This window comes from Shewanella sp. FJAT-52076, from assembly GCF_019457455.1.
GTDB classification, from domain to species: Bacteria; Pseudomonadota; Gammaproteobacteria; order Enterobacterales; family Shewanellaceae; genus Shewanella; species Shewanella zhangzhouensis.
In genome coordinates this window covers 3345216-3367745 of record NZ_CP080415.1, presented here as the reverse complement: position 1 = coordinate 3367745, position 22530 = coordinate 3345216, and the positions used below count along the sequence as shown (strand labels likewise).

Genomic DNA, 22530 nt, shown 5'->3' with positions numbered 1-22530 from the left:
AGGCATCTTGAAGCAGGCATTATGGGCAGCCTTGTTGCTTTCGTTGTCTATGGTTTGTGCCTTTGAGGCGCGGGCGATGGACGATGAGGTGGAGATCAGCGGTCTGGTGATTGACCGAACCCTGACCCGCTTTGGCAAGGAGTTCAGCTTTTACTATTCCTCCTATTGGCGTGAATTGCCCTTTACCCAGGGCTTTAACGTTACCCTGACCGAAACCGTATTTCCCCAGGCCGGCACCCTGTTGGTGATGGAGATCAACGGCCAAAAGATTTACAGCACACACTTTGGCCGCAGGGCCAGCTCAATCAAGGACAAAGCCGAGCAGGCGGTACTCATTACAGTGGATTATCTGGCCCAGGTGAGGGCCAATGCCCTGCTGGGTGAGGGCGCCGAGCTCGCCATCAGCACACAGGATTGAACATGAAAAGGACGTTATTCGCGGCGGCGCTGGCCCTGATAGGCTCGGCCGAGGCTACAGAGCTGGTTTATACCCCCATCAACCCGAGTTTCGGTGGTTCGCCACTCAATGGCTCTTTCTTGCTGAACAAGGCACAGAGCCAGAACGACAACCAGTCTCCCTCCAGTGAAAAGGACTTCGTGACCCGTTTCAAGGAGTCGCTGGAGCGCAATATCATCAACTCCATTACCCGCAAGGTTGCCGACGGTGAAATCACCGATGGAGTGTATGACACGGGCGATTACCGCATCGAGGTGGCCTCCAACGGCAGCGGCGTGGTGCTCACCATTACCAACCAGCTGACGGGTGAAGTTACAGTAATTGAGATGCCTGTTTATGGAGGTAATTCATGAGACTGCTGCTCGCGGTGGCGCTGCTGTCATTGGGTGGCTGCAGCCTTATCCCCAAACCAGACCTCAATATTACCGAGGCGCAGGTCAATCCCCTGAGCCAAACCATGGAAAGCCTGAAGGCTAAGCCCGGCCCCAAATACCCCATCCCGGTGGCGGTATATTCCTTTCGCGATCAGACAGGCCAATATAAACCCCAGGCGAACGTGAGCAGCTTCTCCACTGCCGTGACTCAGGGGGCGACCTCCATGTTGGTGCAAACCCTGCTGGATTCGGGCTGGTTTACCCCGGTGGAGCGTGAAGGGTTGCAAAACCTGTTAACCGAACGCAAGTTCATCAATAAACAGAAGAAATCTGCCGAACTGCCGGTTATGGCCAATGCCAGACTGCTGCTTGAGGGCGGCATTATCAGCTACGAAACCAACACCAATACCGGCGGCACGGGTGTGGAATACTATGGGATAGGCGCATCTGAACTGTACCGTGAAGATCAGGTGACTATTTATCTGCGTGCGGTGGATGTGCACACGGGTAAGGTACTGATGTCGGTGAATACCACCAAGCGGGTGATGTCTCAGGAGATGCGCGCCGGTTTGTTCCGCTTTACCAGTCTGAATCGTCTCGCCGAGGCCGAAGTGGGCTTTACTACCAACGAGCCGGTGCAGTTTTGTGTGCAGCAAGCCATCGAAGTGGCCGTTGCCGAAATGATTGAAAAGGGCGTTGCACAGGGCTACTGGTCAGCGTCTCAGTCAGCACCGGGCAGCCAGCAGTTGGGTGAAGACTGACAGACCCCATCTCTGGCAATGAAATGAAAAAGCCGCTCACTGAGCGGCTTTTTCATTTAACCCATACGAGCGCTTCTTCGGGAATGGAGGCCTGTCGCTGTGCTGATTACTGCCTTCAGACGTCGACTGCGCACTACAGCGCCATGGCATGCCAGAAGAGGCGAAAACTCGCTTCTCTGTGCCCGGCATCATTGCCAAGGTCGGGGTGATCCAAAAAAAAGCGGGTCGCGGCCAGATACTGGCCATGGCAATTTTCCAGCATCAGTGGCAGCGGTAGCCGCACCAGTGCCCCTGAGGTTTGCCCCTCGGCTATCATCACGCCGATAAAGCCGAGGATCCCCTGCATGGCTTGTTCACGAAGGGATAAGGGGATTTCCACCGACATGGAAAATTGCTGAAAAAACTGCTGCTTATCCGGGTTTTCAAGCGCCCAGTCGATGGCACCAAACCAAAGCTGCCTGGCTCTGTCTTCCAGCGTTCCTTCCAACATCGCCATGGCCGCAAGGCTATCGGCAAACTCCTGCTTTACCGTTAAAAACAGGGTTTCCAGCAGGGCTTCTTTACTGGGAAAGTGATGAAACAGGGTACCTGTTGCTACCCCCGCCGCCTTGGCAATGCTGGCGGTGGAAGTGCCGTGAAATCCCTGGCCATTGAAAAGGCGCAGCGCCGCCGTCAATATCTGGTAGCGTTTGTCTGTGCCTCGGTCCTGAGTTGCCATCTGCATGAGTCCTCAGCGCAAAAAGACTTTCATCAGCAGCTTTTGAATGGCGTTGCCATAGGGCGGGTGCACCAGCTTGCCGGTATTGAGGCGGCCGCGCTTGAGGACGGTTTTGGCATGGCTGAAGGTGCGAAAACCCTCTTCGCCGTGGTAGTGCCCCATTCCCGATGGGCCTATACCGCCAAATGGCGCATCGTCGGCGGCCACATGGAACACGGTTTCGTTGATGCAAACGCCCCCTGAGTGAGTGCTGCTGAGCACCTTGTCCTGGATGGCAGTATCGAAGCTCATCAGGTACAGCGCCAGCGGCCTTGGGCGGGCATTGATGTAACTTAAGGCATCATCGAGGCTGTCGTAGGGCACCACAGGCAGCAGTGGACCGAAGATTTCTTCCTGCATCACCAGCATCTCATCCGTCACCTGGGTCAATAGTTGGGTGGGCAGTTTACGCAACGAACTGAGTGGCGGCTCGCCGCTGGCGCTGTGAACCCTGGCGCCTTGCTGTTTGGAATCATCCAGCACCTGCATCAGTCGTTGCCATTGGCGTTCGTTGATGATGGCGCCATAGTCATCGTTGGATTCAACCTTGCCGTACAGGGCGGCAAACTTGTCCTGATAGGCCTTGATAAAGGCATCTTCCTTACCCCGTGGTACCAACACATAGTCGGGTGCGACACAGATTTGCCCTGCGTTAAGGCATTTACCGTAAATGAGGCGCTCAACGGCGGTCTCCAGCGCCATATCCGGCGCTACTATCACCGGAGACTTGCCACCCAGCTCAAGTGTGACCGGGGTGAGATTGGCGCTGGCGGCGCGCATAACGTGTTTGCCGACGGCGGTGGAGCCGGTAAACAGCAGATGGTCGAAGGGCAGGCTTGAGAAGGCGGCGGCCACATCGGCTTCCCCTTCAATAACGGCCACCTTGCTTTCGGCAAAGGTTGTTGCCAATAAGGATTTGAGCACCTTATTGGTCTCGGGAGTGAACTCAGACAGCTTGAGCATGGCGCTGTTACCGGCGGCAATGGCGGTCACCAGTGGCCCCAGGCTTAGCATCACCGGGAAGTTCCAGGGCACTATGATGCCCACCACTCCTTTGGGTTGATAAGTCACTTTGACGCTGGCCGGTGCCAGGAGGATCCCGGCGTGGCGCCTGCTGGGTTTGCACCAGCGGCTCAGGTTGGACAGACTATAATTGATGTGGTTAACCACCGGCATGATGTCGGATATCCGGCTGTCATCCGCACTGCGATGACCATAGTCGCGACTAAGGGCGCTGATCAACGCATCCTGCTGTTCCAACAAGGCCAGTTTCAACAGGGTCAGTGCATTTTTCCGTTCACTCAGGCTGGGATAGCTGTGCTGGGCAAACTTTTGTCGCTGGCGTTCGAAGGTTTGCTGCATGGCGGCTACTTCGCCGGATGGGGATGGCTGCATCTGGGGCGCTGCATTCATGGTGATACCCTTGCTGGAAATGAAATCGACTGATTAGTCGGTCTAGGTTAAGGCTTGCGGCTTAAATAGGCAAGCGCCGGGGAAAAACTTGATCTGGATCACGATTGTCTCTGCTGGCCAGTGCCTACAATAATGGTAGGTGTAGCGGCAAGGAGCATAGAGATGACAACACTCAGACATGGTTTAACCATAGGGGTTGAGCGTCACGGAAAGGATGATTTCTTTGTGGTGCTCAAGGTCACCGGCACACTTACCCATGAGGACTACGAGCGCATGGTGCCAGTGCTGGAGGGAGCCATTGCCGGTGTCAGCGATCCCGATATCTATATGCTGGTGGACGCCACCGAGCTGGAGGGTTGGGAGGCGAGGGCCATGTGGGATGATCTGAAACTGGGCATCAAGCATGGCCGCCACTTCGAAAAAATCGCCGTGTTCGGCAGACCCGGCTGGCAGGAGTGGATGACCAAGTTTGCGGATTGGTTTACCCCGGCCGACGCCAGGTTCTTTGTCGACAGGCAAGATGCCCTGGAGTGGTTGGGCGACTGAGAACCAAAGGGACAAGCCTGATAACTTAAGGTGTTTCGGGAGGTAGATATGGTAAACAAAACAATACTGTGGCCCACAGACTTTACTGAAACGGCCTCCCATGCTCTCAGGTATGCGGTGGAAATGGCCAACCTGTATAAGGTGGGACTGAAGATTCTGCATGTGGTTCCAAGACCCATGGGAGATGAAAATTTCATGATATTGGCAATTACCCCGGAAGAACTCGCCAAGAGCATGGAGGACGCGGCAGCCGAGAAGATGAAATCCTTACTTGCCAAACTTCATACGGATTTGCCGATTGAAACCCAAATCCGTATGGGCGATGCAACGGATGAAATCATTGCCGAAGCCAACAACGGCGAGATTGGCATGGTGGTTATTGCCAGCCATGGGTACTCGGGTATTCAGCATTTTCTGCACACCAATGTGGCAGAGGCCGTCGCCAATGGCGCCCAATGCCCGGTACTGGTGGTGAAATAGTTTGGTCAAAGATCTGTAAAACGCCCGGTTAAAAGCGTGATATAAAGCCCCGACTGCCGATGTCGGGGCTTTTCTTTTTGCTTGTTATTCGGTAGTTTGCCTGCACCAACAAGGAAATCTCATTAGGAAGACTGAAATGCATAAACTGCCTTTTTCTGCCGCCGTCACGGCCCCTGTGTTGGCGCTGATGCTGACAGCCTGCGGCGCCACCGACAAACCCGCCGCCGACAAGGCGCCAACCAATGCCGCCCAAACAGCCGAAGCCCCGGCAGTTGAAACCGCAGCCGCGCCTGTGGCTCCACCGGCGCCAGCAGCGCCTGACGTAAAAGCGGCGCCTGCACCCAAGACCGCGCCAGCTGCGAAAGCCGTGAAGGCCGCCGAAGAGGGTGTGGTGTATATCCTTACCGACATTCCCTATAACCCCGAGAGCAACATAGTCGATAAGGTTGAGCTGGAATGCACCGAGCTTGGTCGTCAGTTTGCCGATTCCATCGTTAAATACGGTAATAAGCAAAAGCTGAAAATCAAGCGGGTAGAAGCTTTGCCGGATGACGGCTATGCGGTGAAAATCACCATCGACAATGTGTACAGCGAAGGCAACGCCAACCCCTTTAACCCCCATCGCAAGCATGTGGCTGCCACGGCCGTGCTGGTGATTGATGGTGAAGAAACCAAGATCAGCGACTTCTCACGTTTTTCCACCGGCGGCATGTGGGGCGGCTTCAAGGGCTCCTGCAGTGTGTTGCAGCACACGGTGAATACCCTGGGCAACGATGTTGCCAAGTGGCTGAAAAAATACGCCGGCTGAAATAGAGCCCAATAAAAAAAGCTGCCGATGGCAGCTTTTTTTTTATTCTGGAACAGTAAATCCCGGGCGTTGATTTATGCCGGGTTTTGTTGCTGCATCTTAAACAGCCACTTGCCGTAGATAAAAATGCCTACCGCCGAAAGGGTGCCGATGGCGGCGATGATGTACCAGGCCATACCTATGTTGTGGGCGTTGTAGAGTACTTCTGTCAGCTCGCGGCTGCCGCGACCGGTAAACTCCACCAGTCGGGTAAAGGCTTCACCCTGGGGGATAGCGGCCACATCGGCGCTACTCATGCCTTCTTCCCCCAGCATCTGACGGGCGAATTTCTCTTTCGAGGCGTACATCTCATACAGCTTGGGACCGAAATAGCCTTCCAGACCCCAGCCGATACCCTGTGGCAGCATCACAAAGCCCAGATACATGGCTTTTTTGCCCTCGGGTGCGATATTGCCCATAAACTCGTTCTTCTTGGGGCTAATCATCATCTCGCCCAGAGAGAACATGGCAATCGCCAGCACTATGTACCAGGCGGCGTGGGTGGCGCCAATCATCACAAAGGCACCGATGGACAACAGGCATCCCCACAGCATGGCGGTGGTAATGCGGTACTTGGCCGTCAGGGCCGCCACCAAAAAGCAGCTGGTCATAATCAGACCCGCGTTAAGGTTCAGCATGCCTTCCGGCATCACCTTGGTGCCTTCGTTATTCAGCCCCAGCCAGAACTGCAAAATGCCGCTGCGGGTGCCTTCTTCGCCAAACAGGGTGGAAACAATCACGCTGGTGTCTACCCATTCGGCAATGTGAATGGGCAGCACGTCGAACAGGGAATTGAACAGGAACCAGAAACCGGCAAACACCAGCATGTAGTAAATCACCACCGGCTTTTTCAGCTCGTTCCAGGCGTCTTTCCACAGGAAGTCCTGTTTGATTTCACCGGCTTTAATCTTGCGCTGGCGCTCCAGGCGGGCGTCTTTGCCGGGTTCTTTATAGGTAAGCAAAAACAAAAAGTTAAGCGAGATAATCGCGGCGCAGGCATAGAACACATTGTCCCATGACAACTGGCGCATGTGCACCGCAACCAGCGGGCCGAGGAAGCCGCCGATATTCACCACCTGATAGAAAATACCCCAGGCCATGGAGCTGTTGTCGCGACGGGTGGCCAGTACCAGGGTGCCCTGAATACCGGGCTTGAAGATACCCGTACCGGCGGCCAGCAGCATGGCTCCCGCCAGAAAGCCCCAAAAGCTGGGGAAAAAGGCCATACACAGGTAGCCAGAAATTTTAATGATGGTGGAGGCGAAGATGGTTTCTTTGTAACCCACCCGGTCGGAGATACCGCCGGTAAACACGGGGATAAAGGTTTGCAGTATCGCCCAGGTCGAAATAATGATGCCGTAGTCAGAAAGGGAAATACCCAGGCCGCCTTCGGAAACGGGCGCCTTGGCATAGAGGCCGGCACTGGCTTTCACGCCGTAGTAGGCAATTCGCTCCACCAGCTCCATGCCGCCCACCAGCCAGAAAATGTAGCCAAGGCTCATGATGGAGGCCCACATGCCGAGCTGTTTGACCTCGCTGAGGTCGTTGCCCGAAAGATTCGTTGGTTGACTCATAGTCCGTCTTTCATCCTGTCATTGTTGTTATCGTCGGCTATTGTACGTTTGAATAGCGCCGCTGCCGGGGGAGTCTGCCACCGGCAGGCTCACTTTACAGGCTTTGGCGCCAAAGGCCAAAAAATCCGGGACAGAATGCCGGATGAATACCAAAAAAAGGGGAGCGCAAGGCACTCCCTTCCACAGGGAAAACACCGAAATTGCCAGAGGTCAGAAGGGATACCAGATGGCGTCTTTGCGGCGCAGGGTGATGATATAGAGGCTCAGCGCCAAAAAGATCAGCGCCGGAATGGGCGAGGGCACATCGAAGGCCAGATGAAATCCGGCCGCACCAAGCATGATGGGGATTAAGCCCGTGGCGGCCAGAGCGCTCCAGCGCGGCAGCAAGAGGCCAATACCGGCCGCCAATTCGGCGGCGCCAATAAAGTAGCCAAACCAGGCAGGCAGCGCCATGGCCTGAAAGGCGCGGTGCAGCTCGGGGACGCCGAGCAATTTGGCCACACCAAAACCAGCCATGGGCAGTGCCAGCAGGAATATGGGCAGTAGGCGCACAAAGGATGGGGCAGAGGGCATGGTTGACGACAATCCGTGGGTCATTGAGGGATGACCTCAGTATTCATCAGTCAAAAAATTAAATATATTGATTATCTTTTATTAAGACGATTCACAGGATTTATCTTTATGCCCTCTGTTTTTCAGCTTCAGGCCCTGTGCGCCGCCGTGGAAAAACCGTCGCTGCGCCAGGCCGCCGAGGCGCTGTGCAAAACCCAGCCCGCCTTGACCCATGCACTCAAACAGCTCGAATCTCAGTTGGGGCTGACCCTGTTTAACCGTGATGGCTACCGCCTTGTGCTCACGGGCAACGGCGAGCGTATTTATCAGCTGGCGCTGAAAACTTTAGAGAGTCACGCAGAGATTGAGCAGCTTGCGCAGCATCTGGCCCGGGGGGATGAAGACAGGGTGGTGCTGACGGTGGAAGCCTCATTCGAGCTGACGCCCATCCTCCGGGCGCTGGAGTCGGTGCAGGCCGAGTTTTCGCAAACTGACATCGTGATTCAGCAGGAATACCTCACAGGTGCCGTTGAGCGGGTGCAGCAGGGGCTGGCAAATCTTGCCATTACACCGCTGGCACCGGCGCTGAGTCCGGGTACCCGGCTCGATACAAAGCCCCTGAGTCAGGGACAGATGCTCAATGTGGCCGCCCCCCGCCTGCTGGCACGCTATCCGGCGCTCTCCAGTGTAGAGCAACTGCGAAAAGAGTATCAGATACTGGTGCAGGACTCGGGCAGCGGCACTCTCGGGCTTAAGCTTGGCGTGCAAACTGCCCAGCGGCATTGGTATGTGAACAGCTTTGCCACCAAGCTCTCCTTGATAGAGCAGGGTATGGGCTGGGGGCGCTTGCCAGAGTGGATGCTGACAGAGGCATTGGCGACAGGGCGCCTGAGAGTGCTGGAGCTCGCCGATTTTCCCACTCGGCAGCGGTTTGATTATCATCTGGTACGCCGAAGCGCTGCTGTGCCGGGCCCGGTGGCAACACGGCTTTGGCAGCGCCTTGGCGGCAGCTTACTTTAATCCTGTTTTAATCCTTCGCCTGCTACCATGGCCGACTTTCGGATTGGCTCGAGGCCGGTTCTGTACTTGCAAAGGATTCAAGCATGTTTAAAAAAATACTGGCTGCCGTTGGCATTGGCAGTGCCAAAGTGGATACCCGTTTACATCAAAGCCAGCTGCTGCCGGGACAAACCTTCAGCGCCACCATAGTGGTTAAGGGCGGTGACGTGGCGCAAAAAATCGATGGTATCGATTTGGCGCTGATGACCAAGGCCAAGGTCAGCACTGACAATGGCGACTACTTTAAAAATCACTGCCTCGCCCGTTGGCGGGTGGCCGAGCCCTTTGAGATCCAGCCCGGCGAAGTGCGTGAAATCCCCTTCAGCGGCCAGTTGCATCCCGAAACCCCCTTTACCGCGCTGCCGGTACGCAACAACCAATGCCATGTATGGCTGCAAACCGGCGCCGACATTGACTCGGCAATCGACCCGAGCGATGCCGATGTAATCGACATACTGCCAACGCCACTGCTTGGCCATGTGCTGAATGCCATGCAGGAGCTGGGCTTTGCCCTCACCAAGGCCGACGTGGAGCAGGGCTATTTGAGCGCCCCGGGATTTCGTTCCCGCTCCGGCTGTTATCAGGAGCTGGAATTCCACCCCCGCAGCTTTGGCTTCTCCAGCCTGCGCGAAGTGGAAATCTCTTTGGTGTGCGATGCCTCAGAGACGCATCTCTTAATTGAACTCGACCGCGCTTTTCGCGGTGACGGCTACCGCACGTTTTCCATCGCCAACAACGCCAGCGCTGGCGAAGTGTTCACCCAGCTTAAGCACTACATCCGCTGATTGAGAGCCCGGCTCTATATAAAAAAGGCGCCTTTCGGCGCCTTTTTTATGGTGCGTGATTTAGCTAAACGCCGCTCATTGTTCACCTTTCTGCATCTGCTCCATCAGCGCGCTAAAGTCGAACGTCGCGGCTTTTTGCACTGGCGGATAATCTACCAGTGTTTGGACATGCTCGCTGAGCAGGTGCTGGATAGGTTCGTTCAACCATTGCTTACGTTGAATTACGTCTGAACGATCCGTCACGCCGTCAAAGCTTTCGTATGGGTCCATGTGCAGGTTGTACATCACCGGGAATTTGAGCTTTTTATACTCGTCGTAGTAGTTTTCGCTTGTTTCAAAGTGCAATTTCCACTGTTTGTAGCGCACAGCCTTGATACTGGACTCGTAGTAATAGATGAAATTGTCACGCGCGCTCTCGGCAGTTTTGCCGGTCCAGTAGTCCAGGTTATTTACACCGTCGATGTATTGCTTGCGTTCTTTCATCATTTTCTTGGCGACATCGGGTTCTCCTGCCGCGGCAGCCAGTGTCGTGAAAATATCCATATGGCTCTGGATGCCACCAAGCACAGTGCCCGCCGGGATCTGGCCCGGCCAGCGCACCATCATAGGCACACGAACGCCCCCTTCGTATGTTGTCATCTTTTCGCCGCGGAAAGGCGTAGTTCCACCGTGGGTACGCGCGCTGTGCTCGGGGCCGTTGTCGGTCGAATAAACAATGATGGTGTTATCCAACACGCCCATCGCCTTCATTTTCTCAAGCAATTGACCGACTTGCTGATCGTGCTCGATCAGGCCACTGCCGTAGCGGTCATGCTCGGTGGTGAAAGGTGTTGCCAGATTCTGGTGTTCGGGGCGCAGGTGGGTATACATGTGCATGCGGCTGGGATTAAGCCAGACAAAGAAGGGCTTGTTGGCATCCTTACTGCGCTGCATAAAATCGGTGGATGCGGCGATAAATTCGTCGTCTACGGTTTCCATCCGTTTGCGGGTCAATGGCCCTGTGTCGGTACATTTTTGTTTACCCATTTTGCCAAAACGCGGATCGTTCGTGTTGTCGGCACTACTGGTGGCATAACAATGCAGTACACCGCGGGTACCGTATTTTTTGCGGAACTCGGGGTCTTTCGGGTAATCCTCTTGTTCGGGTTCTTCTTCGGTGTTGAGGTGGTAAAGGTTGCCAAAGAATTCGTCAAAGCCATGCGCTGTCGGCAGGTGCTCATTACGATCGCCCAAATGATTCTTACCAAATTGCCCGGTTGTGTAACCTTGCTTTTTCAGAACTTCGGCCAATGTTGGGGGTGCGGTAACCCATGACGCCCTGACCGTAGGCGCTCAGATTGGACAGGCCGACATCATCTGGGAAAATAATCAAGATATTGGGCTGCGCGGCCATGGCCGCAGGTACTGTTAATGCAAAGCTGCAGGCAAGCGCAGCCGATAAGCGCGATATTTTCATGCTGACTCCTTGTCGGAAACATAGGCTATCGATTTGGTGGATTGCGCTTGCATAGGGCAAATACCACAACAGCAATCAGAACGACGAATAGTCCAACCACCAGAAATAGCTACAAATACCCTGCGAAAGCTGGATGCTTTACACAGAGCACTAACCAGAATAGTTAGAAATTAAGAACATGTGTAGTGGGCTAATAGGTGGAAATTCGCCCAATTGGTTATCCGGTCAACTTATGCATGCAAAAGTCGCCGTTTGGTATAGGTCCACTGAAAACGCCATAGCGGTGCACTGTGCTACCCGCAGCTTTGGCTTCTCCAGCCTGCGCGAAGTGGAAATCTCTTTGGTGTGCGATGCCACCGAGACGCATCTCTTAATCGAACTCGACCGCGCTTTTCGCGGTGACGGCTACCGCGCGTTTTCCATCGCCAACAACGCCAGCGCTGGCGAGGTGCTCACTCAGCTTAAGCCAAATGGCGATTCCTGTTTAAAGGGAAACTTTTTCTAATCCAACCGACAAGGCTTGACCCCTTTCTGGCGCCGACAGACCCTTGCGGCGACACACACGACCCACCTCCAGCTATCTATCCTGTTCATGTCAGCGGTTGTAAAAAAGTGAAACCCTGCGTAGGTTAAAGGGCTTAACTTGAACAAGTTAAGTCAATAAGCGCTCCCGCCTTTATGACCCAGCCCTGAGATGGATGATGCAAAGCGATATTTCCCTTGCCAGAGTGAAACAGTTTCCGCGCCTGATGTGGATTTTGCTGTTCGGCTCCTTTATCACCCGCGGCAGCTACTACATGGTGTGGCCCTTTCTGGCGGTGATCCTCTATGAACGCTTTGGCTTGTCGGCCACCAATGTTGGCCTGATTTTATCTTCTGCGGCCCTGCTCTCTGTGCTGGTCAGCTTTATCGGCAGCGCCCTGTCAGACAAGATTGGCAGGCAAAAGATGATGTACGGCGCAGGCGTGCTCTACATCATTTCCTTTTCGCTGCTGGCCGAAGCCGATACGGTGGCGGGATTTGCGCTGGTCATCACCCTCTGCTCCATCGCCACCTCGCTGTGGCGGCCACTGGTATCGGCCCTGATTGGTGACATCATCCAGGAGTCCGAGACCCGCGAGCTGGCGATGCAGAGCCTGTATTTTATCGTCAATGTGGGCTGCGCCGTCGGCCCCATTGCCGGTGTCTGGCTCGGGTTAACCGGCGAGCTGTCGAGTTTTTATATCACCACCGTGGCCTTTGCCATCTTGCTGCTGTTACTCTGGTGGGGATTTGCCAATCACGAATTTACCCATGCGAGTCATCAAGTGCAGAACGGCGGGGAAGGGGATGCGGCCGACTCTGGCAGCGATGACAAGGCTGCGTCCGGCATGCGCTATACCCTGCGGGTGCTGGCCAAAGACAGGCTGCTGCAAAGCCTGATTCTGGCCAATGTTATCTGCATGTTCATCTTCGGCCAGATGGATGGCTCCCTGGTGCAGTACTTAAGCCGCGCCGAGGTGCCCAAGGTGCTTGAGCTTATCTCGTCGATGATCTTCGCCAATGCGATGATCATCATCACCTGCCAGTTTTTGCTGCTGAAACTGATGGCCCACTGGCCTCTGGTTAAGCGTATTCAGGTGGCGCTGGTGCTGCTGGTGGTGTCGCAGCTGTGGATGGGGCTGAATCCGGTGACCCTGTTCTGGGGCTGGATTGGCGCCGTGATTGTGATGAGTCTCGCGGAGGCGGTGCTCTTCCCCACCATGAACGTGCATATCGACCGCATAGCACCGCGCCATCTGCGCGGTGCCTACTTCGGCGCATCGTCCTTCTATGAATTTGGCTTCGCTTTGGCGCCCCTGGGCGGCGGCATAGTATTGGATCTCTTAAACGGCTCCTGGCTGTTCCTCGGCTGCGCCGCCCTCACCCTGCTGGTGATGTTTTTGTATAGCAAGCTGGAAAAGCTGTCCCGCCCCGACTTTGCGACGGAGCGGGCTGGGGATTAATGCCCACAGCAACGGCTGGCCAAACCTGTCCGATTGCCCGCGCTTGTTATGCGGACTATATTCACCTATTCAGGTTTTTTATAACGTGATGCCGTCTTAAAAACTTCTCCCGTAATAACATTTACACCATCTTTTTCATGTTCATAACCGAGTGCCTCCATTATCTGCCTGGCCATGCTACCTGCTAACTGCTTGTAACGGTCGAACAGTTGTTTTTCTGTCACTTCAGAACGAAAGAAATCAAATCTATTTCTAAGATGGGGCGAAAAAGGCTCCAGAGCTGGCTTTCTAAGGTAAGTCGCTGTTTCCATTCTAATTAAGCTTTCAGGTGAGCATAAATACTTCCAAAGGGCTCTTCCTTCTTCTGTTTGTGACAAAGCATTTAGAGCAGGTGATGGTTTGTAGTCGATGTCTAAGCTATCCATGAATATTTCCTCTCTTCAATAAATGGTAACCACACATATATATTAGGTTATTACTTATGTTGCGCAAGCAATATTTCCTTAGATGCTGACTTTTTTATGACTATCGGTTAGAAACGAGATTACAAAGGGGCGCCTAACATTTGTATAGTGCGCATGCGCATGATTTGCGCCCGTTTTGTTTCGTGCATCATTTTTATGTGAGGAAGAGTCACGACACCCAAAACATCTTTGCTGAGGAATACACCTATCCCGCTTGAAGCGGCCGCAGGGCATTGGTGGTCGTTGCGTGGCCGAGGCATGGATGCCGAGGCAGCGTCAGTCGAATCAGGGATGAGCGTCTGACGCGGTAGCAAAAGAACGTCAATGCCCAAGGGGATGTCCGCTTCGTCGCGGGCGGCAGGGGAGATCCAAGAGGGGATTGCTGTAGATCCCCTCTTGGTCGGGTGTGGGTCGGCGAGTGTCGCACAGCGACAGGTTTACGAGCGAGAACCAGGGATGGTGAACTGGCCGTTATGCATGGATGCATTTGACCCACGACCTTAAGTCGCTTGCAAAGCGACACAACATAAAACGACAAGTCACCCCAATGGCAATTGGAACAGCCGGAAAGCGGGGATAAAAAAGGGCGCCCTATGGCGCCCTTTTCAGAGGTTATCAATGATGCTGATAGTGAGCATCGAAGGCTTACAGCGCCTTCAAAATCGCCTCAACACTGTCCTTGGCATCGCCAAACAACATCTGGGTGTTATCGCGGAAGAACAGCGGGTTCTGCACCCCGGCGTAGCCCGTGTTCATGGAACGCTTGAAGCCGATAACGGTTTGGGCTTTCCACACTTCCAGCACCGGCATGCCGGCGATGGGGCTGGCTGGGTCTTCCGAGGCTGCTGGGTTTACGGTGTCGTTGGCACCAATCACCAGTACGACGTCGGTCTCGGGGAAGTCTTCGTTGATTTCATCCATTTCCAGCACTATGTCGTAAGGCACCTTGGCCTCGGCCAAGAGGACGTTCATATGGCCTGGCAGACGACCGGCAACCGGGTGGATACCGAAGCGTACTTCAATACCACGGTCGCGCAGCTTCTGGGTGATTTCGGCCACCGGATACTGCGCCTGAGCCACCGCCATACCGTAGCCGGGGGTGATGATGACTGAGCTTGCGTTTTTCAGCATGTCGGCCACATCTTCGGCGTTGGTTTCGCGGTATTCACCCATTTCTTCATCACCGCTGGACACGGCACCATCGGTACCAAAACCGCCGGCAATCACCGAAATAAACGAGCGGTTCATGGCCTTACACATGATGTAAGACAGGATGGCACCCGAGGAGCCTACCAAAGCACCAGTGACGATAAGCAGGTCGTTGGAGAGCATAAAGCCCGCCGCTGCCGCGGCCCAGCCTGAGTAGGAGTTCAGCATCGACACTACCACTGGCATGTCGGCGCCGCCGATGCTGGCCACCAGATGCCAGCCAAAGGCAAAGGCGATAAGTGTCATGATGATAAGGGGCACCATGGCGCCGTCGGCTTTCACAAAGAGCACCATCAGGCCAAAGGACACCAGTACCGCCAGCAGGTTGAGCTTATGGCGATGTGGCAGCATCAGTGGCTTGGAGGAAATCAGCCCGCGCAGCTTACAGAAGGCCACCACAGAGCCGGTGAAGGTCACGGCACCGATAAAGACGCCGAGGAATACTTCCACCAGATGGATGCTGAGCATGGCACCGGTCAGCTGATGACCTTCGGCGGCCTTGCTCGCTTCCTGCAATGCGGCCTTGGCGGCTTCGAGGCTCTGGTCGATGTTGCCACCCACGCTAATCACCACTTCGGTGACCGCCTGGGGATGCACGTCGATAAAGCTGTTAAAGCCAACCAGCACGGCCGCCATACCCACAAAGCTGTGGAGAATGGCCACCAGTTCGGGCATTTCGGTCATTTCCACCTTGAGGGCCAGACGTACGCCAATGGCGCCGCCGATAACCATGGCGAGAATGATCCAGTGCACACCACTGGTTTCCGGGTTGAGAATAGTGGCAATAAGCGCAATGGCCATGCCCGTGATACCAAAGAGGTTACCCTGCTTGGCGGTCTCCTGACGGGACAGGCCCGCGAGACTCAAAATAAAACACAGCGCTGCTACTATGTAGGCTGCTGTTACCAGTCCTTGAGACACAGTGATTCCCCCTTAATCCTTACGGAACATCTTCAGCATGCGCTGAGTGACGGTAAAGCCGCCGAAGATGTTGATACTGGCAATGAGCACGGCGATAAAGGCCAGCACAGTGACCAGCGTCGAGCCGCTGCCAATCTGCAGCAGTGCGCCCACCACGATAATGCCCGAGATGGCGTTGGTCACCGACATCAGCGGCGTGTGCAGCGCGTGAGTTACGTTCCACACCACGTAGTAGCCCACCACACAGGAGAGCAGGAACACGGTAAAGTGGGACAAGAACTCAGGCGGCGCCACGCTTGCCACGGCGCCAAAGCCAATCAAACCCAGAGCGCCGAGAATATACTTGAGCTTGGAAGGCTCCTTGGGCGCGGCTTTTTTCAGCTCTACCTTGGGGGCAGCCTTGGCTGGGGCGGCAGACACAGAAATTGGCGGTGGCGGGAAGGTGACCTCACCGGCTTTGACCACTGTCATGTTGCGCATCACCACATCGTCAAAGTCGATAACGGCATTACCGTCTTTCTCTTTGCACATCAGCTTCATCAGGTTCACCAGGTTGGTGCCGTAAAGCTGGGAGGACTGGGCTGGCAGACGGCCGGGCAGATCGGTATAACCAATCACCTTGACGCCGTTTTCGGTGACAAACAGCTCGCCCGGGACTGTGTATTCACAGTTACCGCCGGTGGCGGCCGCCATGTCCACAATCACAGAGCCGCTCTTCATCGAATCCACCATTTCCCTGGTGATAAGACGCGGTGCCGGTTTGCCCGGAATAAGGGCGGTGGTAACGATAATGTCGACTTCTTTGGCCTGTTCGGCAAAGAGGGCCATCTCGGCCTTGATAAACTCTTCGCTCATCACCTTGGCGTAGCCATCGGAGGAGGAGCCGTCTTCGCCGCCGAAGTCGAGTTTGAGGAACTGACCACCCATGGACTCGATTTGCTCCGCCACTTCGAGGCGGGTATCGAAGGCGCGAACCACGGCGCCGAGGGAGCCTGCGGTACCAATGGCGGCAAGACCGGCCACACCGGCACCAATCACCAGCACCTTGGCAGGGGGCACCTTACCGGCAGCGGTGATTTGGCCGGTAAAGAAGCGGCCAAACTCGTGGGCGGCTTCCACCACGGCGCGGTAGCCGCCGATGTTGGCCATGGATGACAGGGCATCCAGCGACTGGGCGCGGGAAATACGCGGCACCATGTCCATCGCCATCACGTTGATATTGCGCTGTGATAATTTCTCAACCAGCTCAGGGTTTTGAGCAGGCCAGATAAAACTCACCAAGGTAGCGCCGTCTTTGATTTCTTTTATTTCATCTTCGGTAGGGGCATTGACCTTAAAAATAAGGTCGGCCTGCCATACGGAGGGCACTACACTGGCGCCCACCGCCTCAAAGGCGGCATCACTGAAGCTGGCAAGGGTGCCGGCACCAGATTCGATAGCCACTTCAAAGCCGAGTTTTTTAAGTTGCTCAACCGTTGCCGGGGTCGCGGCGACCCGGGTTTCACCGGCGAGACTCTCTCTCGGAATTCCAATTTGCATGACGATTCCCTGATGGTTATTGAAACGTGAACACACCGCTTCCTGTGTCGGGCGAAACAGGAGGGACAGGCTGGGCGGTTTTGCAACCGGCTGTCTGTAGGGGACAGAGCTCTGTACGGTGTGACCTCATTGTGGCAAGTCTGCCTGCCGACACAAGCGCATATTCTTCATGAGGCGACTTAAGCCACTGGTCGGAGCAAAAAATTTGCGCCGGGCCACACTTTTGTAGCTTAAAAATTCGACTCTGCATATTCCCAAAGAGAATAAAAAATTAAATTTTATTCTTTTTTGCTTGTGCCAAAGGGCACTAAGCTAGCATGCAATAAAATGTCACTGGGTCGTCCTCATGCTGTTAAAAGAATTATCCTCTCTCGCGTCTCCGCTCAGTGCCGAGCAGGTCGACAAGCTCAAGCAACTGACTTTTGAGCTCAATGCCGTGCAACTGGCCTGGGTCAGTGGTTATCTGGCGGCAAGCGCGCAATCTGCCGCTGGGGGGGCTTTTGCTGCGCCGCCAGCTGCCCAGGAAGCCGCGACTTTAACGGTGCTTTACGCATCGCAGACCGGCAATGCCAAAGGCGTGGCCAGTAAAATCAAAGCGGCGGCAGAAAGCCGTGGCTTAGCTGTGCAGTTACAGGATATTGCCTCGTATAAAACCAATGCGTTGGCAAAAGAAAAATTCCTCATCATTGTTGCCTCGACCTATGGCGAGGGTGAGCCACCTGAGAGCGCTGTCAGTTTCTATAAGTTCCTGTTTGGTAAAAAGGCACCGAAGTTACCCGAGCTGCAATTTGCCGTGTTGGGCCTTGGTGATACCAGCTATGAGTTCTTCTGCAAAACCGCCACTGACTTTGACAGCCAACTGGCTACATTGGGTGCAAAACGCTTGCATGAGCCAGCCCTGCTTGACGTTGATTATGCCGAGGGAGCGAAAAACTGGCAGGAAGCAGCCTTGGATGTGTTTACACCGCTGCTTAAAGCATCAGGCGCCGCTAGCGAGCGAGTGATTGCATGGCCAGGTGCGACTGGCACCGCGGCTAGCCACAGCCAGTATGATAAGCAAAACCCAGCTACCGCTGAGTTAAGTGTTAATCAAAAGATCACGGCGCGTAACTCCACCAAAGACGTGCGTCATATTGAGATCTCGCTGGAAGGCTCCGGCCTGACCTATCAGCCGGGTGATGCATTAGGGGTGTATTTCCGCAATGCGCCGGAGCTTGTCGCCAGCGTGCTGGCCGCCACAGGCTTAACCGGCAGCGAGCAAGTTGAACTGTCTGGCCAGACGTTAACCCTGCAAGCGGCGTTAACCGACGAGCTGGAGCTCACCCAGGCTTACCCGTCGCTGGTGACCAAATACGCAGAAGCGAGCAACAATGCCGAATTGCAGGCGCTTGGCGCAGACAAAGACGCGCTGCGCGCTTATCTGGCCGATAAACAAAGTGCCGATGTGATTGTGCAAAACCCTGCCAACATCAGCGCACAGCAGCTGGTGGACAGCCTGCGCAAAGTACAGCCACGCTTGTATTCCATCGCCTCAAGCCAAGCCGAAGTGGGCGAAGAAGTGCATTTAACCGTTGGCGTGGTGCGTTACGATGCTTTTGGCAGCACCCATTTAGGTGGAGCGTCAGGCTTTTTGGCTGAGCGCTTGGCTGAAGGGGAGCCGGTGAAGGTCTTTGTTGAACACAATGACAACTTCCGCCTGCCCAGCCCCGATACGCCAGTGTTGATGATTGGCCCCGGCACCGGTATTGCGCCGTTTAGGGCGTTCCTGCAAGAGCGTGATAACGCAGGTGCGACTGGCCAAAACTGGCTGTTCTTCGGCAACCCGCATTTCACCCGTGATTTCTTATATCAGGTGGAGCTTCAGGACTACTTGAAGCGTGGCGTGTTAACCCACCTGGATGTGGCATTTAGCCGCGACCAGGCACAAAAAGTGTATGTGCAGGATAAACTGGCAGCCAAAGGCGCCGAAGTGTGGTCTTGGCTGCAACAAGGTGCGCACTTATATATTTGTGGTGACGGCAACCGGATGGCGAAAGATGTACATCAGGCGTTATTACAAATTGCCCAAACCCACGGTGGCTTGTCTGAAGAAGCAGCCGACGAGTATTTTGAAGAGTTACGCGAGAGCAAGCGTTATCAGAAGGATGTTTATTAATGAGCCAATATCCAATTAAACCTGAACTGCAGGTGCAGGGCCAGCTGTCTGATAACGAGCGTCTGAAGGCTGAAAGCGACCATTTGCGTGGCACTATCACCACAGATTTAAAAGACGAAATTACCGGTGGTTTTACCGGTGATAACTTCATGTTGGTGCGTTTTCACGGCATGTATCAGCAGGATGACCGCGATTTACGTGCTGAGCGCGCGGAGCAAAAGCTGGAGCCGCTGCATAATGTGATGCTGCGGGCGCGCATGCCCGGCGGGATTATCAAGCCTGAGCAATGGCTGGCGATTGATGAATTTGCCCGCGAGCACACCATGTACGGCTCAATTCGGTTAACCACCCGCCAGACCTTCCAGTTCCACGGCGTGTTTAAACCGGATATCAAGCCGATGCACCAGATGCTGAATAAAATTGGCATCGACTCGATTGCCACCGCCGGTGATGTAAACCGCAACGTGCTGTGTACCTCAAACCCTGTGGAATCGGTGCTGCACCAGCAAGCTTATGAGTGGGCTGCAAAAATCTCTGAGCATTTGCTGCCAAAAACCCGCGCCTATGCCGAGATTTGGCTGGGCGAAGAAAAAGTAGAAACCACGGAAACTGAGCCGGTGCTGGGTGATAGCTACCTGCCGCGTAAGTTTAAAACCACTGTGGTGATCCCACCGCACAATGACGTCGACGTACACGCCAACGACTTGAACTTTGTCGCTATCGCCGAAAATGGCCAGCTGGTTGGTTTTAACGTGTTGGTTGGTGGCGGCCTTGCGATGACCCACGGCGATAAAACCACTTATCCGCGCCGGGCAGAAGATTTGGGCTTTATCGGTCTTGAGCATGTGCTGAAAGTCGCAGAGCACGTGGTGACAGTGCAGCGTGACTACGGCGATCGGGTTAACCGCAAAAATGCCAAAACCAAATACACCATAGATCGTATCGGCGTAGACGCTTTCAAAGCAGAAGTGGAACAACGGGTTGGCGTGGCCTTTGGCCCAAGCCGTCCTTACGAATTTACCCACCGTGGCGATCGCTTTGGTTGGGTGGAAGGCATTGATGGGAAGCACCATCTAACACTCTTTATCGAAAACGGCCGTCTGCTCGATTACCCGGGTAAGCCGCTGAAAACGGGTGTGGCTGAAATTGCCAAAGTGCATAAAGGCGATCTTCGGATGACGGCAAACCAGAACCTGGTCATCGCAGGGGTTGCAGCCGAAGATAAAGCGCAGATTGAGCAGCTGGCGCGCAGTCATGGTTTGTTGGAAAACGTGACTACTCAGCGTAAAAACTCGATGGCTTGCGTGTCACTGCCAACGTGTCCGCTGGCGATGGCAGAAGCCGAACGTTACCTGCCAACCCTGGTCACCCACGTTGAAGGGATCTTGAGCAAGCACGGCATTGAGGACGACCATATCATCCTGCGCGTCGTGGGCTGCCCGAATGGCTGCGGCCGCGCCATGTTGGCAGAGGCCGGTTTAGTGGGCCGTGGTCCTGGCAAATACAACCTGTATCTGGGCGGTAACACTGCGGGTACCCGTATTCCGAAATTGTATTTGGATAACGTGGCCGAAGCGGAAATTCTGGCGGCACTGGATACCTTGATTGGCCGCTGGTCAGTGGAGCGTAACCCAGGTGAATGTTTTGGTGATTTTGTTATTCGGGTGGGTGTTGTTGCCGAAGTGAAAGTCAGTAAAACCGACTTCCACGCCTGAGACCAGTCAGGGGGAAGCAAGGCTTCCCCCGTTTGTTTTGGCGGCCCGATGGCCGGTGCCAAGACGTGTAGCGACGCCAGAACCCTTGGAGATAAGCATGAATTATCACGATTTACTTAGTCTGGACGCAGCCGAGCAAACGGCCGCGCTTGCGGACATCAATCTACATCTGGCCAAGGCCACGCCTGCCGAGCGGGTTGAATTTGCACTGCGTGAATTACCCGGCGAGCATATTGTAAGCTCCAGTTTTGGTATCCAGGCGGCGGTGATGCTGCATTTGGTAACGCAGGTAAAAAGCGATGTGCCTGTGGTGCTGACCGATACCGGGTATTTGTTCCCGGAAACCTACCGCTTTATCGATGAACTGACCGAGCGCCTTAAGCTGAACCTCAAGGTGTACCGCGCCCCGATGACAGCTGCCTGGCAGGAAGCCCGCTTCGGTAAACTGTGGGAGCAGGGGCTGGATGGCCTTGAGCGCTACAACCGCATCAACAAGGTTGAGCCTATGCAAAGGGCGCTGGAAGAGCTGGAAGTGGGTACCTGGTTTGCCGGCCTTCGCCGCACCCAGGCATCGACCCGCGAAGGCCTGCCCATTCTTGCCATTCATGGTAATCGCTTCAAATTGCTGCCAATTATCGAGTGGAGCAACAAGGATGTGCATGAATACCTGACCAAATTCGAGCTGCCGTATCACCCGCTGTGGGAGCAGGGTTATGTGTCGGTGGGCGATACCCACTCCACCAAACCGCTGGAGCTTGGCATGAGCGAAGAAGACACCCGCTTTAATGGGTTAAAGCGTGAGTGTGGTCTGCACTACGAGATTTAATCTCATCGGACACACAGCATAGTGTGCGAGCATAAAAAACGCCGGCTATTACCGGCGTTTTTTATTTTGAATATCAGCTGCCTTTGGCGCTTCGGATGGCAGTGATTACATCATTCGGGCTCAGTTCCGATGGTAATATCTGTCCCCTTGGCATTCCCGGGCCGTAGACCTTGTTAAAAGGCGAGCCGGGTGCTGCTACCCTGCCGTAATGGGGCGCAATGCGCTCGGCTTCCTGGCTCCAGTTGGCCTGCATTAACACCACCTTGCCTGACAGCAAGGTGCTGACCACCTCGGGGCGATGCAGCACACCAACGCGGTTGGTCTGACAGGCCATACACCAGTCGGAATGCAAATCCACAAACACCGTATAGCCACCCTGCACCAGCATGGGAATTTTATCCGCAGCCAGTGGCTGCCATAACAGCTCGCGATAGTCCTGCTGCTCGCTGGCTCGGTGCACGAAGTAGGTGGCCGAACCCACCATCAGCGCCATCATTCCGATAACGGGGACAACCGCCAGAGGGATGGCTTTCCCCTTGCTGCGGGCGATGAGCAGCGCTACCACGGCGGCAACGAGGAGCAGGGTCATCAGGGTGCTGAGAGTGAGGATCATGAGTCATTCCTTTCGTAAATACCCACTCAGCATAATGATGCG

The 22530-nt window shown here is 54.8% G+C and carries 23 protein-coding genes; 13 read left to right on the top strand and 10 right to left on the bottom strand.

The window, feature by feature from the left end; genetic code table 11:
• Positions 1-49: 49 nt before the first annotated feature.
• The 3 genes from K0H79_RS14870 to K0H79_RS14860 are packed head-to-tail and all read left to right on the top strand — an operon-like array spanning position 50 to position 1592.
• On the top strand, positions 50-418 hold the full coding sequence (locus K0H79_RS14870; protein ID WP_220078177.1) for a curli production assembly/transport protein CsgE: 369 nt from the start codon (positions 50-52) through the stop codon (positions 416-418).
• 2 nt (positions 419-420) lie between these two features.
• Positions 421-810, top strand: coding sequence for a curli assembly protein CsgF (locus K0H79_RS14865; protein ID WP_220065489.1), 390 nt, complete (start codon positions 421-423; stop codon positions 808-810).
• Positions 807-1592, top strand: a complete 786-nt coding sequence (locus K0H79_RS14860) for a CsgG/HfaB family protein (RefSeq protein ID WP_220065488.1) — start codon at positions 807-809, stop codon at positions 1590-1592. Before K0H79_RS14865 ends, K0H79_RS14860 begins: the two co-directional genes overlap by 4 nt.
• Before the next feature lie 133 nt (positions 1593-1725).
• On the opposite strand, the gene K0H79_RS14855 is transcribed toward K0H79_RS14860, so the two are convergent.
• Together K0H79_RS14855 and K0H79_RS14850 are read right to left on the bottom strand one after the other, a co-directional pair.
• A complete protein-coding gene (locus tag K0H79_RS14855) occupies positions 1726-2310 on the bottom strand; it encodes a TetR/AcrR family transcriptional regulator (protein ID WP_220076320.1) in 585 nt (194 codons plus the stop codon).
• Positions 2311-2322: 12 nt separating this feature from the next.
• A complete protein-coding gene (locus tag K0H79_RS14850; RefSeq protein WP_220076319.1) occupies positions 2323-3762 on the bottom strand; it encodes a coniferyl aldehyde dehydrogenase in 1440 nt (479 codons plus the stop codon).
• Positions 3763-3924: 162 nt separating this feature from the next.
• Here K0H79_RS14850 and K0H79_RS14845 point away from each other — a divergent pair, with 162 nt between their 5' ends.
• The 3 genes from K0H79_RS14845 to K0H79_RS14835 all read left to right on the top strand — a co-directional run bounded on the left by K0H79_RS14845 (position 3925) and on the right by K0H79_RS14835 (position 5596).
• Positions 3925-4308 (top strand): STAS/SEC14 domain-containing protein, encoded by a 384-nt coding sequence (locus tag K0H79_RS14845; protein WP_220076318.1) that lies wholly within the window; start codon positions 3925-3927, stop codon positions 4306-4308.
• 48 nt (positions 4309-4356) lie between these two features.
• Positions 4357-4788 carry a universal stress protein gene (locus K0H79_RS14840; RefSeq protein WP_220065484.1) on the top strand — a complete coding sequence of 144 codons (432 nt, stop codon included), beginning with the start codon at positions 4357-4359 and terminating at the stop codon, positions 4786-4788.
• 136 nt (positions 4789-4924) lie between these two features.
• Positions 4925-5596 carry a hypothetical protein gene (locus K0H79_RS14835; RefSeq protein ID WP_220076317.1) on the top strand — a complete coding sequence of 224 codons (672 nt, stop codon included), beginning with the start codon at positions 4925-4927 and terminating at the stop codon, positions 5594-5596.
• A 74-nt stretch (positions 5597-5670) separates the two neighbouring features.
• Here the strand turns inward: K0H79_RS14835 and K0H79_RS14830 are convergent, their stop codons facing one another.
• Together K0H79_RS14830 and K0H79_RS14825 are read right to left on the bottom strand one after the other, a co-directional pair.
• Positions 5671-7209 carry an MFS transporter gene (locus K0H79_RS14830; protein WP_220076316.1) on the bottom strand — a complete coding sequence of 513 codons (1539 nt, stop codon included), beginning with the start codon at positions 7207-7209 and terminating at the stop codon, positions 5671-5673.
• Between the two features lie 210 nt (positions 7210-7419).
• A complete protein-coding gene (locus K0H79_RS14825; RefSeq protein WP_258405406.1) occupies positions 7420-7806 on the bottom strand; it encodes a DoxX family protein in 387 nt (128 codons plus the stop codon).
• 84 nt (positions 7807-7890) lie between these two features.
• Here K0H79_RS14825 and K0H79_RS14820 point away from each other — a divergent pair, with 84 nt between their 5' ends.
• Both K0H79_RS14820 and K0H79_RS14815 read left to right on the top strand, forming a co-directional pair.
• Positions 7891-8781, top strand: coding sequence for a LysR family transcriptional regulator (locus tag K0H79_RS14820; protein ID WP_220076315.1), 891 nt, complete (start codon positions 7891-7893; stop codon positions 8779-8781).
• An 83-nt stretch (positions 8782-8864) separates the two neighbouring features.
• Positions 8865-9605, top strand: a complete 741-nt coding sequence (locus K0H79_RS14815; protein ID WP_220076314.1) for a sporulation protein — start codon at positions 8865-8867, stop codon at positions 9603-9605.
• 75 nt (positions 9606-9680) lie between these two features.
• Here K0H79_RS14815 and K0H79_RS14810 read toward each other — a convergent pair whose 3' ends face one another.
• Together K0H79_RS14810 and K0H79_RS19325 are read right to left on the bottom strand one after the other, a co-directional pair.
• Complete coding sequence (locus tag K0H79_RS14810) at positions 9681-10895, bottom strand: sulfatase-like hydrolase/transferase (RefSeq protein WP_258405405.1); 1215 nt, start codon at positions 10893-10895, stop codon at positions 9681-9683.
• On the bottom strand, positions 10846-11061 hold the full coding sequence (locus K0H79_RS19325) for a hypothetical protein (protein ID WP_258405404.1): 216 nt from the start codon (positions 11059-11061) through the stop codon (positions 10846-10848). Before K0H79_RS19325 ends, K0H79_RS14810 begins: the two co-directional genes overlap by 50 nt.
• Positions 11062-11293: 232 nt before the next feature.
• On the opposite strand from K0H79_RS19325, the gene K0H79_RS14805 reads away from it, so the two are divergent.
• Both K0H79_RS14805 and K0H79_RS14800 read left to right on the top strand, forming a co-directional pair.
• On the top strand, positions 11294-11566 hold the full coding sequence (locus K0H79_RS14805) for a sporulation protein (RefSeq protein WP_220076313.1): 273 nt from the start codon (positions 11294-11296) through the stop codon (positions 11564-11566).
• 196 nt (positions 11567-11762) lie between these two features.
• Positions 11763-13046, top strand: coding sequence for an MFS transporter (locus K0H79_RS14800; protein WP_220076312.1), 1284 nt, complete (start codon positions 11763-11765; stop codon positions 13044-13046).
• Between the two features lie 65 nt (positions 13047-13111).
• Here K0H79_RS14800 and K0H79_RS14795 read toward each other — a convergent pair whose 3' ends face one another.
• The 3 genes from K0H79_RS14795 to K0H79_RS14785 all read right to left on the bottom strand — a co-directional run bounded on the left by K0H79_RS14795 (position 13112) and on the right by K0H79_RS14785 (position 17179).
• On the bottom strand, positions 13112-13471 hold the full coding sequence (locus K0H79_RS14795; RefSeq protein WP_220076311.1) for a hypothetical protein: 360 nt from the start codon (positions 13469-13471) through the stop codon (positions 13112-13114).
• 684 nt (positions 13472-14155) lie between these two features.
• Positions 14156-15640: a Re/Si-specific NAD(P)(+) transhydrogenase subunit beta gene (gene pntB / locus K0H79_RS14790; RefSeq protein WP_203324787.1), complete on the bottom strand. Its 1485-nt coding sequence runs from the start codon at positions 15638-15640 to the stop codon at positions 14156-14158.
• Between the two features lie 12 nt (positions 15641-15652).
• Positions 15653-17179: a Re/Si-specific NAD(P)(+) transhydrogenase subunit alpha gene (locus K0H79_RS14785; protein WP_220065476.1), complete on the bottom strand. Its 1527-nt coding sequence runs from the start codon at positions 17177-17179 to the stop codon at positions 15653-15655.
• Between the two features lie 346 nt (positions 17180-17525).
• On the opposite strand from K0H79_RS14785, the gene K0H79_RS14780 reads away from it, so the two are divergent.
• The 3 genes from K0H79_RS14780 to K0H79_RS14770 all read left to right on the top strand — a co-directional run bounded on the left by K0H79_RS14780 (position 17526) and on the right by K0H79_RS14770 (position 21875).
• Entirely contained in the window at positions 17526-19334 is a 1809-nt protein-coding gene (locus tag K0H79_RS14780) for an assimilatory sulfite reductase (NADPH) flavoprotein subunit (protein WP_220076310.1), read from the top strand.
• The gene (gene cysI / locus K0H79_RS14775; RefSeq protein ID WP_220076309.1) at positions 19334-21049 is read left to right on the top strand and encodes an assimilatory sulfite reductase (NADPH) hemoprotein subunit; all 1716 of its coding nucleotides are present in this window, start codon (positions 19334-19336) and stop codon (positions 21047-21049) included. The genes K0H79_RS14780 and cysI overlap by 1 nt, the downstream gene beginning before the upstream one ends.
• A gap of 97 nt (positions 21050-21146) precedes the next feature.
• Positions 21147-21875: a phosphoadenylyl-sulfate reductase gene (locus tag K0H79_RS14770; protein WP_220076308.1), complete on the top strand. Its 729-nt coding sequence runs from the start codon at positions 21147-21149 to the stop codon at positions 21873-21875.
• A gap of 73 nt (positions 21876-21948) precedes the next feature.
• Here K0H79_RS14770 and K0H79_RS14765 read toward each other — a convergent pair whose 3' ends face one another.
• Complete coding sequence (locus K0H79_RS14765; RefSeq protein WP_220076307.1) at positions 21949-22488, bottom strand: thioredoxin family protein; 540 nt, start codon at positions 22486-22488, stop codon at positions 21949-21951.
• Positions 22489-22530 lie beyond the last annotated feature (42 nt).